The sequence below is a fragment of the Clostridium sp. 1001283B150210_160208_E6 genome (assembly GCF_015669365.1).
GTDB lineage: Bacteria > Bacillota > Clostridia > Clostridiales > Clostridiaceae > Clostridium > Clostridium paraputrificum.
Genome location: NZ_JADPAA010000003.1, coordinates 29233 through 44320 on the forward strand (window position 1 = coordinate 29233; position 15088 = coordinate 44320).

14 protein-coding genes are annotated in these 15088 nt (G+C 30.1%); 12 read left to right on the plus strand and 2 right to left on the minus strand.

Annotated features, from left to right (window positions below):
• Positions 1-32 precede the first annotated feature (32 nt).
• A complete protein-coding gene (locus I4V16_RS04910; protein WP_195966546.1) occupies positions 33-800 on the plus strand; it encodes a 4Fe-4S binding protein in 768 nt (255 codons plus the stop codon).
• Positions 801-816: 16 nt separating this feature from the next.
• Here I4V16_RS04910 and I4V16_RS04915 read toward each other — a convergent pair whose 3' ends face one another.
• Positions 817-1536, minus strand: a complete 720-nt coding sequence (locus I4V16_RS04915; RefSeq protein ID WP_099329513.1) for a helix-turn-helix transcriptional regulator — start codon at positions 1534-1536, stop codon at positions 817-819.
• A 170-nt stretch (positions 1537-1706) separates the two neighbouring features.
• On the opposite strand from I4V16_RS04915, the gene I4V16_RS04920 reads away from it, so the two are divergent.
• From I4V16_RS04920 to I4V16_RS04960, 10 genes are all read left to right on the plus strand, one after another.
• On the plus strand, positions 1707-3209 hold the full coding sequence (locus I4V16_RS04920) for an NEAT domain-containing protein (RefSeq protein ID WP_195573384.1): 1503 nt from the start codon (positions 1707-1709) through the stop codon (positions 3207-3209).
• Positions 3210-3265: 56 nt separating this feature from the next.
• Positions 3266-3829, plus strand: a complete 564-nt coding sequence (locus I4V16_RS04925) for a class D sortase (protein ID WP_099329511.1) — start codon at positions 3266-3268, stop codon at positions 3827-3829.
• A 2-nt stretch (positions 3830-3831) separates the two neighbouring features.
• Positions 3832-4740 (plus strand): heme ABC transporter substrate-binding protein IsdE, encoded by a 909-nt coding sequence (isdE, locus tag I4V16_RS04930; RefSeq protein WP_099329510.1) that lies wholly within the window; start codon positions 3832-3834, stop codon positions 4738-4740.
• A gap of 10 nt (positions 4741-4750) precedes the next feature.
• Positions 4751-5725 (plus strand): iron ABC transporter permease, encoded by a 975-nt coding sequence (locus I4V16_RS04935; protein ID WP_099329509.1) that lies wholly within the window; start codon positions 4751-4753, stop codon positions 5723-5725.
• A complete protein-coding gene (locus tag I4V16_RS04940; RefSeq protein ID WP_195542403.1) occupies positions 5725-6504 on the plus strand; it encodes an ABC transporter ATP-binding protein in 780 nt (259 codons plus the stop codon). The genes I4V16_RS04935 and I4V16_RS04940 overlap by 1 nt, the downstream gene beginning before the upstream one ends.
• A 207-nt stretch (positions 6505-6711) precedes the next feature.
• On the plus strand, positions 6712-7578 hold the full coding sequence (locus tag I4V16_RS04945) for a LysR family transcriptional regulator (protein WP_195573386.1): 867 nt from the start codon (positions 6712-6714) through the stop codon (positions 7576-7578).
• Positions 7579-7723: 145 nt separating this feature from the next.
• Entirely contained in the window at positions 7724-8479 is a 756-nt protein-coding gene (locus I4V16_RS04950) for a carboxymuconolactone decarboxylase family protein (RefSeq protein WP_099329506.1), read from the plus strand.
• Positions 8480-8977: 498 nt separating this feature from the next.
• Entirely contained in the window at positions 8978-9712 is a 735-nt protein-coding gene (locus I4V16_RS04955; RefSeq protein ID WP_099329505.1) for a DUF4261 domain-containing protein, read from the plus strand.
• A gap of 141 nt (positions 9713-9853) precedes the next feature.
• Positions 9854-9976 (plus strand): hypothetical protein, encoded by a 123-nt coding sequence (locus I4V16_RS17575; protein ID WP_271805999.1) that lies wholly within the window; start codon positions 9854-9856, stop codon positions 9974-9976.
• Between the two features lie 203 nt (positions 9977-10179).
• Entirely contained in the window at positions 10180-11778 is a 1599-nt protein-coding gene (locus I4V16_RS04960) for a family 20 glycosylhydrolase (RefSeq protein WP_195966547.1), read from the plus strand.
• Between the two features lie 71 nt (positions 11779-11849).
• Here I4V16_RS04960 and I4V16_RS04965 read toward each other — a convergent pair whose 3' ends face one another.
• Positions 11850-13022 carry a dicarboxylate/amino acid:cation symporter gene (locus I4V16_RS04965; protein WP_195573389.1) on the minus strand — a complete coding sequence of 391 codons (1173 nt, stop codon included), beginning with the start codon at positions 13020-13022 and terminating at the stop codon, positions 11850-11852.
• A 248-nt stretch (positions 13023-13270) separates the two neighbouring features.
• On the opposite strand from I4V16_RS04965, the gene I4V16_RS04970 reads away from it, so the two are divergent.
• Positions 13271-15070, plus strand: a complete 1800-nt coding sequence (locus I4V16_RS04970) for a heme NO-binding domain-containing protein (RefSeq protein ID WP_195966548.1) — start codon at positions 13271-13273, stop codon at positions 15068-15070.
• Positions 15071-15088 lie beyond the last annotated feature (18 nt).

A 15088-nucleotide genomic window follows, 5' to 3' on the forward strand; every position in this document is an offset into this window, starting at 1 on the left:
AGTAATTAATAAATTAGGGGAGAGGATAAAATATGAAACTTAATCTTATTTATTTTAGTCCTACAGGAGGAACAAAAAAGGTTTTAGATATTATTAGTGAAGAATGGAATTGTGATAAGAGAGAGATTGATTTATCTTTAGCAGAAAATACTTTTTCTAAGTATAGTTTTGAAAGAGATGATATTTGTATTGTTGGAGTTCCTTCTTTTGGTGGACGTGCTCCTCAGGTAGCTTTATCTAGAATTAAACAAATGTCTGGTGGGAGTGCAAATACTATATTGGTAGCTGTTTATGGGAATCGTGCATATGAAGATACTTTATTAGAGCTTGAAGATACATTAGAGCAATGTAATTTTCATTGTATTGCAGCTATTGCGGCTAATGCAGAACACTCAATTATGCATGATTTTGGCAAAGGTAGACCAGATGTTCAAGATGAAAAAGATTTAAAGGGATTTGTAAAAAAGATTAAAGTAGTCCTTAATGAAAATTGTGAAGAAAAAGTTGTACAGGTTCCAGGTAATAATCCATATAAAGAATTTAAGGTTATTCCATTTATTCCGATGGTTAGTAAAGAATGTAATAAATGTGGACTATGCATTAAAAACTGTCCTACTAATGCAATATGTAAAGATAATCCACTATTTTTAGATGAATCAAAGTGTATTTCATGTATGCGTTGTATATCTATTTGCCCTAAGAATGCACGAATGTTAGATAAAGAAAGGTTATCTTTATTGATACAAAAACTAGAGAAGGTATGTAGTACTAGAAAGAGCAATGAACTTTTTATTATTTAATAGAGAAAAGAGGCATTTATGCCTCTTTTTTTCTATAATCAATTGGAGATATTCCTGTAATTTTTTTGAATGTTGTACTATAGTAACTTTGATTTTTAAATCCAGTAGCAAGAGCAATATCTAAAAGTGAATATTGCGTGTGTTTAAGCATCTCTTTAGATTTTTCAACTCTAAATGTATTTAAAAAGTTGGTAAAGGTAAGTCCAGTTTCTTTTTTAAAGACATTACAAAAATAACTTTTATTTATATTAAACTTAGAGCATAAGTTTTCCATGTCTATTTCTTCATCGTAGTTATTATGAATATGCTTTATTGCGTTTAGAACAAATGGTGAATAGGCGTATTCACAGTGCATACTCATAAATTTATCCTTAGCTATTAATATTAATAAATCCCTAAGATAATTTATGCAACATTCATTCTTTATATAAATAATGCCATCTCTATTTAAATCCTTATTAGTTGTAACAGGACCAAAGATAAAAATAAGTGGTATTTGACATCTAGTAAATAGAGTAACTACAGAAAAGATTAGGTTTTTTTCCACTTTTATATTAATTGGTTTATTTTCTTTAAGCTCTTTTAATTTATGAATAATTTCTTCCTTTGTAAAAATACTTAAAGTTTCTTTTGTGTGTTTGTAGTTAAATATAAACTCAAAGTTTTTATTAAGTACAAGTATTGGAATAGAAGTACAGTAATAAAAGTCTTTAGCTATATCTTCAAATAAAAACATATAAAATTTCTCCTGACCTATAAAACTTAATATATTAAAAAAAATAGAAAATATAGTGAAAAGTTCTTAGTTATATCTATGTTAATATAAACGTAGTTGAAATTGATTCTCATTTATTATTGATTAAAAAATAAGTTTTGTCAATACACAGAGATATAGGAGGAGAAATAATGGTAAGAAATAAAGTTAAAAAGTTTTTAGCTGCTGCTTTAATAGTAGCAGCAACAATAAGTGTTGGAGGAAACATTGTACAAGCTTCAGTGGTATCGCAAGAAGGGAGTTTTGTAGAACTTGCATCTCAAAGCTTAAAAAATGGTGAGTATGAGGTGAATAATGTTACAAATTATGTAGAGGAATCCAATACTACAGGTCAATCAATGGCTAGAAATGCTGTAAAAGAGAAGAGCAAAGTTATAGTAAAAGACGGCGTTATATCAGTAACAACATATTTTAGCGAAGATCTTTTCCCTATGATGAATAACTTTAAGGTTAGTATAAATGGAAATGACTTAAATGGAAAAGTTGATAGTAAAAGTATGTCAATAACTTATGAAATACCTTCATTAGATTCAAAGGTTTTAATGGAGATGTTTATTGTTGTAATGGGAAGACAGGTAAGTTTTAACTTAAGCAATAACTTAGATAGCTTAAAGTTAATAAAAGAATATGAAACAGCTGAAAAGGTTGAAAACGGAAATTATACAATAAAAAATGATGTTAAGTATACAGGAACAGGAAATGCAGAGACAGGGAATGCATCAGCAAGAAAAACTTTAAAAGATGTAAGTGATATAACAGTAAAGGATGGAAAGTATAATTTAACTTTAAACTTTAACGAAAGTTCCTTTGGTTTTATAGGTGATATTAATATTAAGGTAGATGGAAGTGAGGTTAATCCAGTTATTGACAGAGAAAATGCCAAGGTATCTTTTGAAATCAACTCATTAGATAGCAAGATAGATGTAAGTGTATTTGTAACAATGATGAATAGATATACAGATTTTGAAACGATACTTTTACAAGATACATTAGTTAAAAGCGATTCATCAGAGAATAATGGGAATGATGCTGTAACAGGTCCATCAACTGGTGGATCAACAGGAGGTTCTACAGGTAGTACAGCAGGAGGAGCTACAGGGGGCAATACTGGAAATACTACAGGAGGTACAACTACAGAAACTAAGGTAGATGATGAGGTTGTAATTATAGAGGGGAAGCTTTATACAATTAAAAATAAGGTAACTCATTCTAACCCAACTGGACAAGCTATGGCTAGACAATATTTAAATGAATCATCTTCATTAGAAGAGATAGATGGAAAATATTACTTAACTCTAACTTTTACAGGTATGGATTATATGAGTAACCATAAATTTATTATAAATGGAAAAGAGGTATCTGCAAAGGCAACTAAAATAGATAATAAGACTACAAAATATAGATTCAAAATTCCATCATTAGATGTAACCATAAAGGTAAGCACATATGTTGCACCAATGGGAAGAAATGTAGACTTTGATGTAACTTTATTGGAGGATACTAAGGCATTTGTAAAAGAATTTACTGTAGAAAAGCTACCTCAAACAGGTGGAGCTTTAAGTAGTGATGTTTTATTAGGTATGGGTATAGCAATGTTAGGGTCAGCAGGATTATTAAAGAGAAAGAAAAAATAGTTTTTTAAGGGAGGGGATTTATCTCCCTTTCCCCTTTTAATAAAGGAGTAAGAATTATGAAGAAGTATATTTCTAATATTCTTATAGTTTTAGGAATTGTATTTATCTTAGTAGCGCTAGGAAGTAAATATATAAACATAAATGAAGTTAAAAAATCAGAAGAGAGTTTAGTTAATAAATTAGAAGAAGTAGAAAATAAAGAAAATGTTTATGAGGATATAAAAGTAGGGGATGAAATAGGAAAAATTACTGTTCCATCTTTAAATATTGAAGGAATTATAGTTGAAGGAACTGGTGATCAAGAGATAAAGCATAATATTGGTCATTTTGATGGGACTTCAATGCCAGGAGAGGAAGGAAACTTTGCCATTGCTGGTCATAGTAGTACTATTTATAACAATGTTTTTAACAATATGTACAAGATTAATGTTGGAGATGAAATGATAGTAACTGCGCTAAATGGTGAATTTATATATAAAGTCAGTGAAAGCTTTGTTGTAGAACCAGAGGATACAACAGTTTTAAATAGCTTTGTGGGAAGAAAAGAAATTACCATAGTAACATGTACTAATGGAGGAAAAGATAGATTAATCATAAAAGGTAATTTAGTGGAGGAATAAAAATGAAGTTAAAGAAGTTAGGATTATTAACAGTAGTAGGAGTATTAGGATTATCTTTAGTGTCTTGTGGATCAAAAACTGATGGAAATACAGGAGCATCAAAAGAGAATAAAGAAACTTCAGTGGTAGAAGAGCAAACAGAGGTAGTAGTAGGAACTTCAGTAGCAGTTGTACAGATATTAGATAAGCTTGGAGTAAAGGTAGCAGGTGTACCTACATCATCATATGATTTACCTGAATCTACGAAGGATGCTACTAAAGTAGGTAATCCTATGAGCCCTGATATGGAAATAATAAAGTCTTTAAGCCCAGATGTAGTAATATCTACAGATACTTTAGGAGATGATTATGAAGAGTTATTTAAATCAAATAATATACCAAGTCTTTTTGTTAATTTAGATAGCGTAGATGGTCTTAGAGAAACAATTAAAACATTAGCTGAGAAGTTTAATAAGATTGAAAATGGTGAAACAATATTAGCTGAATTAGATGAAAAGGAAAAATCTCTTAAGGAAGTTGCAAGTGAAAAGGGTGAAAAGAATGTAATGGTAGCATTTGCAGCACCAGGGGGAGTAAGTATGTTAGCTACTGGAGAAAGTTATGTTGGAAACTTAGTAGAAATGGTTGGAGCTAAAAATATTATTTCAGATACAACAGGACCTTTTGTTACTTATAATAAGGAAACTTTATCACAAATGAATCCAGATATGGTTTTAGTTATGACTCATGCACTTCCAGAGCAAACACAAAAAGAGTTTGCAGAAATGATTAAGACAGATACAGCTTGGAAAAATATTGGAGCAATTAAGGAAGGTAAGGTAGTTTATCTTGATAGTTCCAAATTTGGTATGAGTGCAAACTTAAATGTTATTGAAGCTTTAGACGAACTTAGCAAAATAATATTTGAATAAAGAGGACATTATGAAAAAGAAGTTATATATAATAATATCCTTAATAATTCTTTCAATACTACTATTTACTTCACTTGTACAAGGAAGTATAGATATTACTGTAAAAGAGTTATTTGAAGGTATTTTGGGAATCGATATAAGCAATAATTATGAAATAGTTAGAGATTTAAGAATGCCAAGGGTATTTATTGCTGTACTTATTGGAGCTAATCTTTCAATAGCAGGGGTTCTTTTACAAGCTGTAATAAGAAATCCATTAGCAGATCCTTATGTAACAGGAATTTCTTCAGGAGCATCTCTGGTAACAGTAGCTGTTATGATATTTATGCCTAGTATTGGTATGATGAGACCTATTTTAGGCTTCTTAGGAGGTGTGATTTCTTGTGGAGTAGTTTATATATTTGCATATAAGAAAGAACTTTCTCCAATTAGAATAGTACTTGTAGGTGCAGCTATTAATGCACTATTTGGTGGATTCACATCTATGATGACAACAAGTCTTGGAATGGGTGCATCAAATATTCAAAGATGGCTTCAAGGAAGCTTAGCTGCTGTTAAGTGGAGTGATGTAAGCATAATATTAATTTATTCAATTATAGGAATTTTACTAGCTTTACTTTTAAGTAGGAGCTGTAACATTCTTATGCTTGGAAATAAAAATGCAAAGAGCCTTGGGATAAATGGTGATGTACAAATGATTATAATTACAGGTATTGCTGTATTTTTATCAAGTATCTCAACATCAATTGGAGGTGTAATATCCTTTGTTGGTCTTGTGGTTCCGCATATCTGCAGAATGATAATAGGTTCTGACCATAAATATTTAATACCTTTTAGTGGACTTGTTGGAGCAAATCTATTGCTACTTGCAGACACTTTAGGAAGAGTAATTATGAAACCTTATGAGGTTCCAGTTGGAATTATAATGGCTATAATAGGAGCTCCTTTCTTCCTATATATCCTAAGAAGGAGTGACATAAAATAATGATTAAAGTTGAAGGAATAAATTTTTCTTATAATAAGAATGAAGAGTTTATAAATGATTTATCAGTTGAATTTGAGAATGGAAAAATCACAACAATACTTGGGCCAAATGGAAGTGGAAAATCTACCTTGCTTTCTTTGTTATGTGGGTTGAATAAGGCTAAATCAGGGAGCATTTTTATTGATGGGAAGGATATAACAAAGCTTAAGTATAAGGATATTGCTAAAATTGTAGCAACTGTTCATCAGCAAAATTCTGTGCCTAATGATATTACTGTAAGAGATTTAGTAAGCTATGGTAGACTACCTTTTAAGAAGAGATTTGAACATATTAATAGGGATGATGAAAAAATAATTAATTGGGCATTAAAAGAAACTGGACTTGAAGGAATGGAGGAAAAGCTTGTAATGAGCATGTCTGGAGGGGAAAGGCAGAGGGTTTTCATTGCAATGGCATTAGTTCAAAAACCAAAGATTCTTTTTCTTGATGAACCAACAACTTATTTAGATATATATCATCAAATAGAAATTTTAGAGTTGGTTCAAAGATTAAATAAAGATCATGGAACAACAATAGTTATGGTTTTACATGATATTAACCAAGCTATTAAGTATAGTGATAATGTAGCTGTTATGAAGGATGGGGCATTAGTTAAGGAAGGAAGAGCTAATGATATTATTAATGAGAATTTAATTAGGAAAGTCTATGGGGTAAGTGGAATTATGGAAGAGGTTAATGGAGAAGTTTACTATGTGCCAGAGAAAACTTGCTTAGGATAAGAAGAATGAGTTGGAAATTCTATTTATAAATTTTATTATTAGTAATCTCAATTTTAAAATTTAATTTTTATAAAATATATATGAAGAAATAAATATTTAAATATTGTTATAAATATATGTTTATATAAATATGTACAAATTTTATTTCAAATGACTTTAAAAGATGATAATATATAACCAAAAACTTATGGAATGGAAATGATTCAAATGGAATTACGAGTACTGAGATATTTTCTTATGGTAGCAAGAGAGGAAAACATTACGAAGTCTGCAGAGCTTTTACATATTACTCAGCCAACTTTATCACGTAAGCTAGCACAGTTGGAGGAAGAGTTAGGGATAAAGCTATTTAAAAGGGGACAACATAGTATTACTCTAACAGAGGATGGAATGCTTCTTAAGCGTCGTGCTCAAGAAATTATTGAATTAACAGAAAGAACAGAAAAAGAGTTATCTAATGTTACAGAGAATTTATCAGGGGAAGTTGCTATTGGAAGTGGAGAAACAAAGAGTGTTCATGTATTAGCACGTATTATGGCAAACTTTAGAAAGGAGCATCCAGATGTAAGTTTTCATATGTATAGTTCAGTGGCTAATGATATTAAAGAGAGAATGGAGAAGGGCTTTCTAGATATAGGTTTATTAACAGAACCTGTTGACGTTAGTAAATATGATTTTATACGTATGCCAGAAAAGGAAAAGTGGGGTGTTTTGGTAAGAAAAGATTCTCTTTTAGCAATGAAAGGAGTTATTTGTCCAAAGGACCTGGTGGGAACTCCTATCATTATATCAAAACGTCAATTAGTACAAAATGAATTAGCAAGTTGGTTTGGTGAGTATTATGATCAAATGGAAATTGCATCTACATATAATCTTGCTTATAATGCAGCAATTATGGTTGAAAATAATGTAGGAGTGGCACTTTGTTTTCATTTTGAAAATAGGTTTGAAAATTTGGTCTTTTGCCCGCTTTCACCTCAACTAGAAACAGGGAGTGTTCTTGTATGGAAGAAATACCATGGGTTCTCAACAACAACAAAAGCATTTATTCAGTATATTCAGAAATGCCTATAATGCATTTCTAAGCATGCGGAAAAAGTATTAGGAAATTTAAAATAAGAGTATTAGAATTAAGATATCCTTGAGAATAGGGTATCTTTTTTCATTAAGGAAAGGAGTTTGAAAATATGGAAAGTAATATAAAGGTAGGAGGAATAATATGGGGAGAATTGAGCAATGCAAGGAAAAATTTAATGAATTATTTGGAGTAGATCCAGTTATAAATGAGGGTAATGATCCAGAATTTATGAGAATATTACAGAGATTTATTTTTGGGGAAGTATGTTATACAGGAGATTTAGATAATAAGGTAAGAGAACTTGTTACAATAGTTGTATTAACTGTTAATCAGACATTACCACAGTTGAAGGCTCATACAAAGGCAGCTTTAGATGTAGGATGTACACCAGTTGAAATTCGTGAGGCAATATATCAATGTGCTCCTTTTATTGGATTTCCTAAAACTTTAAATGCCATTACTACAATGAATGAGGTATTTAGTGAAAATAATATAGCATTACCTTTAGAAAGCCAGCAGACTATAAAAGATGAGGATAGATATACAGAAGGTCTTAAGATTCAAGAGCCTATTTACGGTACAGAAATTTTAGATAAGTATTCATATCTTCCAGATGAATATGCAAAGGCTATACCAAGGTTTTTAACAGAACTTGGTTTTGGTGATTTTGCTACTAGAGGTGGCATGGATGGAACACTAAGGGAACTTCTAATTTTAGTTGCATTGTCGGCTTTAGGCGGTGCTGATTTACAGGTTTATAGCCATGCCCTTGGAGCTATAAAAGTTGGAAATAGTAAGGAAACTATAATTTGTGCATTACTTCATGCTATGCCTTATATGGGATTTCCAAGAATGCTAAATGCATTAAATGCAATAAAGCCAGTAATTAAAGATTAATAATACTATTAAAAACTGCTGAGTATATCAGCAGTTTTTTTATTCTTTAGGAAATTATATCTATTATTAAATTGTGGATAACCTCAACAATTTAGCGATACACTCATTCATTTCTTCCTAAAGAATAAAAAATAAAATTATATGCGCCTGGTCTTTTGCTCACATGCGTTTCCAAAAGCCAGAGTGCGCTGAAAAAAATCGACGACTCGGCAAGCTCGTCTTGACGATTTTTTTACTGTCTAGTAAATTATAAAATTTCAATTAGCTATAAATCAAAGGTATTATTACATTTTCATATTAAAAAATGTAAAATAAAGGATAGTGATTTTATAATTTCCTTACCTTTAGTACGCGTGGGGTGGATATTTGTTTCCATGTGACTTGGAGCTTGCGACGGAACAAGGGAAATAAATATCCGCCACACCTTTTTTACTGTTTAATTATATAAAAAGTATGATAAAATTTAATTGTAATAAATGGAAGGGAAAAGGGGATTAGATGAAAGATAAAAAGATAAGAACTGGTTTTGTACTTTTATCAGATGAAGGCTTTAATATAAAAGAGTTTAAGAGAAACTTATATAGAGATTGGGAAATTATGATTAAGGAAGAAGAGCAAAGTGACATTTTAATATTTGAAGTAAGTGATATTAAGGTTGTATGTGCATTAATTAACTCACCTGTTCCAAATAAAGAAGCAGAAGGAAATGCAATGAATAATTATCTTTGGAAAGAGGGGGAAGAGGAAACTGCCAAGCATAAGGCTCATATAGTTGTGTCAGTTACAAAAGGAGAAAATCCAATAGGAAATAGTATTGTATTTACTATGGTGGTTTCTTCTCTATTGAAGTTAAAAAATGCGATAGGTATATATCAATACCCAACAGTTTTACCTTCTGATTTTTATATAAGATGTGCCGAGGATTTAAAAGAAAAAGTTCTGCCTGTATTAAATTGGATATATATAGGTATTTATCCAAGTGAAAAAGGATTTTCAGCCTATACTTGTGGAATGGACTATTTTGATAAAGATGAGATTGAGGTTATTAACTCAAAAACTACACCTTCAGAGTTATATGGATTTATCTATGATATAGTATCCTATGTTCTTGAGTATAATGCAGTACTTAATGATGGAGAAACAATAGGGTTTTCAGAAAAGGAAAAGCTGCCTATAACTAAGTCAAAAGGAATTGCAGTAGAGGGGAATAGTATAAAAATAAAATATAAGTAGAAAAATAAAATGTACGAAAGGAATTTAAATTAATAGAAAAGATGATGTGTAAAGAATGTTATAGTGATAATCCTAGAATTACACCATTAATGAGGTCTAGGGAGTGCTTAGAAAATCATATTCAATATATATGTTCAACTTGTGAAAGATGTATATGTATTAATATATGAATCTAATTTATCTAATAATACTTTAGTAGGAGAAGTAAAGAGATTAAGTAAAGAAGAGATAGATAAATACTTAAAGGAGCAAAGTGCAAAGTAATATTTGAAATCTGAGGGAATGTATCAAAGATACATTCCTTTTTCATTATCTTTAGTACGAAGGGAATAGATATTTATTTTTCTGTGACTTGAGCTCGCCACGGAACAAGACAAATAAATATCTACCCCACCTTTTTCATGTATAGAATGTGTACTTTAGTAAAAAAATAGTATAGATATTATGTAATTAAGGACGGTGAACTAATGAATAACATATATCACAAGAGCTTAAATCGTATTTCAATAATATTATTATCTTTAGTAATTTTATCTACCTCAATATTTATAAACCTTCAAAAGAGAGAAGATGTGCAATCAACTTTTTTAGAAGATGTAAGTAATGATATTATTCCAAAACCTTTAAGTTATGTAAAGGGTAATGGAAAGTTTATTTTAAATAAGGAATCTTCTATATATATAAAAGGAAAGAATAAAGAAGAAACAGAGGAAATACGAATAGTAGCAGAGTTTTTAAGAGAAAAGTTAATAAGTCCAACAGGATATGAATTAAAAATGGTTGAAGGGGATAATCCTCCATTAGGAAGTATTTACTTAACTACTGTAGGAGGCAATGAAACGGAAGGAAATGAAGGATATAATTTAATAACAACAAAAGAAAAAGTAGAGATTATAGCGTATAAGCCAGAGGGTATTTCTAGAGGAATTCAAAGCTTAAGGCAGTTATTACCTCCAGATATAGAGAAAAATAGTTTAGTTAGTAATGTGGAATGGAGTGTGCCAGCTTCCAATATAAAGGATAAACCTGAATATGGTTATAGAGGATTAATGATTGATGTAGCTAGGCATTTCTTCTCAGTAGATGAAATTAAACGTCAAATAGATCATGCATCTTTATATAAAATAAATAGAATCCATTTACATCTTAGTGATGATCAAGGGTGGCGTTTAGAAATTAAACAGTATCCTGATTTAACTAAAATAGGTGGTAGCACGGAAGTTGGTGGGGGAAAAGGAGGATATTATACTCAAGAGCAATTTAGAGATATAGTAAAATATGCAAGAGATAGATATGTAGAGATAATTCCTGAATTTGATATGCCTGGTCATAGTAATGCAGCCTTAGCTTCTTATGGATTTTTAAATCCAGATGGCAAAAGGAAGCCTTTGTATACAGGAACAGAGATTGGTTTTAGTTCTTTTATGACACATAGTGAAGAGACTTATAAGTTTTTAGATAATGTATTTAAGGAAGTAGCAGCTATTTCTCCTTCAAAATACATTCATATAGGAGGCGATGAAGCCCTTAGCACTAAGAAGGAGGATTATGATTATTTTGTTGGAAGAGTAGCTAAAATGGTTGAAGCTTTAGGAAAAACTCCAATAGGATGGGATCCAATCGATACGTCACCAGAGATAAACTCAAGTGTAATACTACAAAATTGGAAGGATTCAAATGAAGCAGCAAGAAAAAAAGAAATGAAAATGAATATTTCAATTTCTAGTAAAGCATATTTAGATATGAAATATAATAAGGATACTCCATATGGGTTAGATTGGGCAGGTTACATACCAATAGAAACAGCATATAGTTGGGATCCAACAGATTATTCACCAAAGGATCTTGTACTAGGTGTGGAAGCACCACTATGGACAGAAAATATTTTGAATCAACAGCAAATGGATTATATGATATATCCTAGATTATTAGGATATGGAGAAATTGGCTGGACTCCAAAGAAAGATAGAAATTGGAGTGAATATAAAATAAGATTAGAAAAGCAAGGAGAAAGATTGAAGAACCTAGGAATTAATTACTATAGAGATAGTAGTATATGGTCTTAAAATAGGAAATAATAAAATATTTCTCAGGAAATAATTGGAAATAAATACAAGAAAAAAGAGCTAGTACATTATTATACTAGCTCTTTCTTTTTGCCCACTAATTTATCTATTATTATTGCTAAAGCGCCGTCTCCGGTGATATTAGTGGCAGTACCAAAGCTATCTTGAGCTGCATGTAATGCAATCATTATAGACTTTTCTACAGAACCAAAACCTAACATCATTTCTAAAATACCAAGTGCAGCCATTACACCACCACCAGGTACTCCAGGTGCAGCTACCATTGTAATACCTAACATTAATATGAAAGGAAGAAAACTACTAAAGGTAGGAGTTTGTCCATTCATATACATTACCCCCATAGATGTTAAAACTAATGCTATAGTATCACCTGCTAAATGGATTGTTGCACATAGAGGTATAACAAAATCTGCTATCTCTTCACTTACATTATTATTCTTTGTAGATTCTAATGTGACAGGAATTGTAGCAGCAGAAGATTGAGTACCAACTGCTGTAAAGTATGCAGGTATCATATTTTTAATAAGCTTTAAAGGATTTTGTTTTTTAAAGCTACCAGCAATTAAATATTGAATTAAAATATACCCAACTTGTAAGGTAAACAATATTATATAAACAATACCAAACGCTTTTAAGGTAGTAAATATCTCTCCACTAAAGCTTAGTTTTGCAAATATTGAAAATATATAAAAGGGAACAAGAGGTATTAATACATTCTTTATTACCATTTCTACTATAGAACTAAATTCTTCAAATACTTTTAATAAAGTACTATTTTTTATGCGAGATAATCCAACTCCTAGTATAAATGCAAATACTAAAGCTGACATTATGTTTAGCATTGGTGGAATGTCGATAGTGAAATAAGGAGTTAAGTCTACAGTGCCTTGCTCAAGTAAAATTCCCCCATTTATGAACTTTGGTAGTAGACTAAATCCAATAATAAATGCTAAAAATCCAGCAATTAAAGTAGATGTATAAGCTAGTACGATAGTTAATAATAAAGTTTTACCAGACTTGTTCCCTAAAGAAGCAACTCCAGGAACTATAAATCCTATAATTATTAGTGGAATAATAAAGGATAAGAAGTTTCCAAATAAACCACTAAAGGTAGTTAATATTCTCATAGGAAATACTATAGAAAGGGATTTACAAATAAGCCCCAGGCTAACCCCTAGTATCAAAGCTATTATAATTTTATTTATTAGTGAAAATTTTTTCATATGTTTAAGCCCCTTTAATTATGTCCTTATGTAAGAAACATGTGTTTTGTAATTGAATACACTATACTATGGATAAAAAGAAAAGTCAACCCCAATATTTAGATTTTATTTTAAAGTTTATATATAAATAAAAATAAATATAAAAAGTTATTAATATATTGTTAATAAACATGAAAAGTATGAAATTTATAGTATAATTTAATATAAATTGCCTAAATAGTGCAAAAGATGAAAAGGGAGGAATGGGAATGAAGGGAACAGTTGTTGCAACTTGGCTTAATACAACTAGAAAATTATTTGGTGATGATGTAGTTAAGAATGCAATGTCTTACGCTGGTTGGGGTGAACATAAGATATTCTCACCAATAGAAAATGTGGAAGATGATAAGGTCAATAAATATATAAAGTACATATCAGATAATAAGAACATAACTACAAAAGAGTTATGGAGAAAAATTGGACAAGATAATATTATATCCTTCAGCAAGGATTATCCAGCATTTTTTAAGCATGAAAATGCATACTCATTTTTAAAATCCATGTATGATGTGCATGTAGTCATGACAAAGAAATTTATAGGGGCAAAACCTCCTATATTAACAATTACACCTATTTCTAGGAGAGAAGCTATATTTACATATAACTCTTCAAGGGGAATGTTTGAATATTTTCTTGGAATGCTTGAGGGGGTAGGAAATTACTTTAATGAAAAAATTCAAGTTGAAGAAATATCTAAAACAAAGACATCATTAGAATTAAAATTAATATTTAATCAGGATATTCATTACAATAAAGAGTATAAGTTTAATACACTTATGTCCTTAGGTTTTATTAAAAACTTTGGAGTAAAGGCAGGATTATTTACTGGAATTACATTATTTGTTATCTTAATACCTTTAATGGGAGTTAGCAATATAATTAAATCCATTATAGCTAGTATAATAGCAGGTGGATTAACATACTTAGGAACAAATTTAATGTTATCACCCTTATCACAGCTTAAAGAAGAGCTTAATAGATTAGTGGAAAATAGATATAACATAGATGAAAGCATTAAAACTAATGACTTTTTTGAGGATATTTATGAAAAAATTAAAGAACACAAAAAAATAATACAATCAGACTTTGTAAGCTTTAAGGGATTAACAGATGAAATGAGCACATTTATTAAAAAAATAGATTTAATAAGTGCATCAATGCAACAAGCATCTGAAAGTATAGATGAAGTGGTTGGACAAGTTGCTAATAGTGCAGTTGAGCAGGCTGGACAAACTGATGAGGTAGTAATGTCTTTAGAAGAGAATATAAATGCTTTAGGTAAAATAGTTCAAGTAGAAAATAGTTATAAGAATAATTTAGAGGAAGTATTAAAGAAAATTAATAAAAGCAATTCAGGTGTAGAAAAATCAAGTAGAAACATAGGAGTGACATTAGAAAGCTTTAATGATGTTAAGGTAAAAAGTGAAGATTTAGAAAAAAGAGCAAATGACATAACAAAGATAGTATCTATTGTAGCAGGAATAGCAGAGCAAACAAATTTACTTGCACTTAATGCATCAATTGAAGCTGCAAGAGCTGGTGAACAAGGAAAAGGATTTTCTGTTGTTGCAGAATCTATAAAGAAGCTATCAGAACAATCAAAAGAATCAGTTAAAGAAATAAATACAAATTTAGTACATTTTAAAGGTAATATTGAATCACTAGTGGAACAAATAGAAAATCAATATTTTATATTGGAAAAAGAAACATTAAACCTTCAAGATGTAGAAAATTTAAGTTTTGATGCTAATAAATCTATTAATTATATTGCATCATCTATGATAAACACTATAAATGATTTAAATGAACAATCAAAATCTATTGAATCATTGTCTAACAACATAAAGAATTTATCATCAATTGCAGAAGAGAACTCAGCATATTCAGAGGAAGGAAGTGCTAGCGTTACTCAATATACACAGGAGATTAATAATCTGACTGAAAATATATCAAACTTTGAAAAGATAGCTAATATGTTTAAAGAAGAATTGGAAAAATATAAGATATAATAAAAAGCACTGTATAAA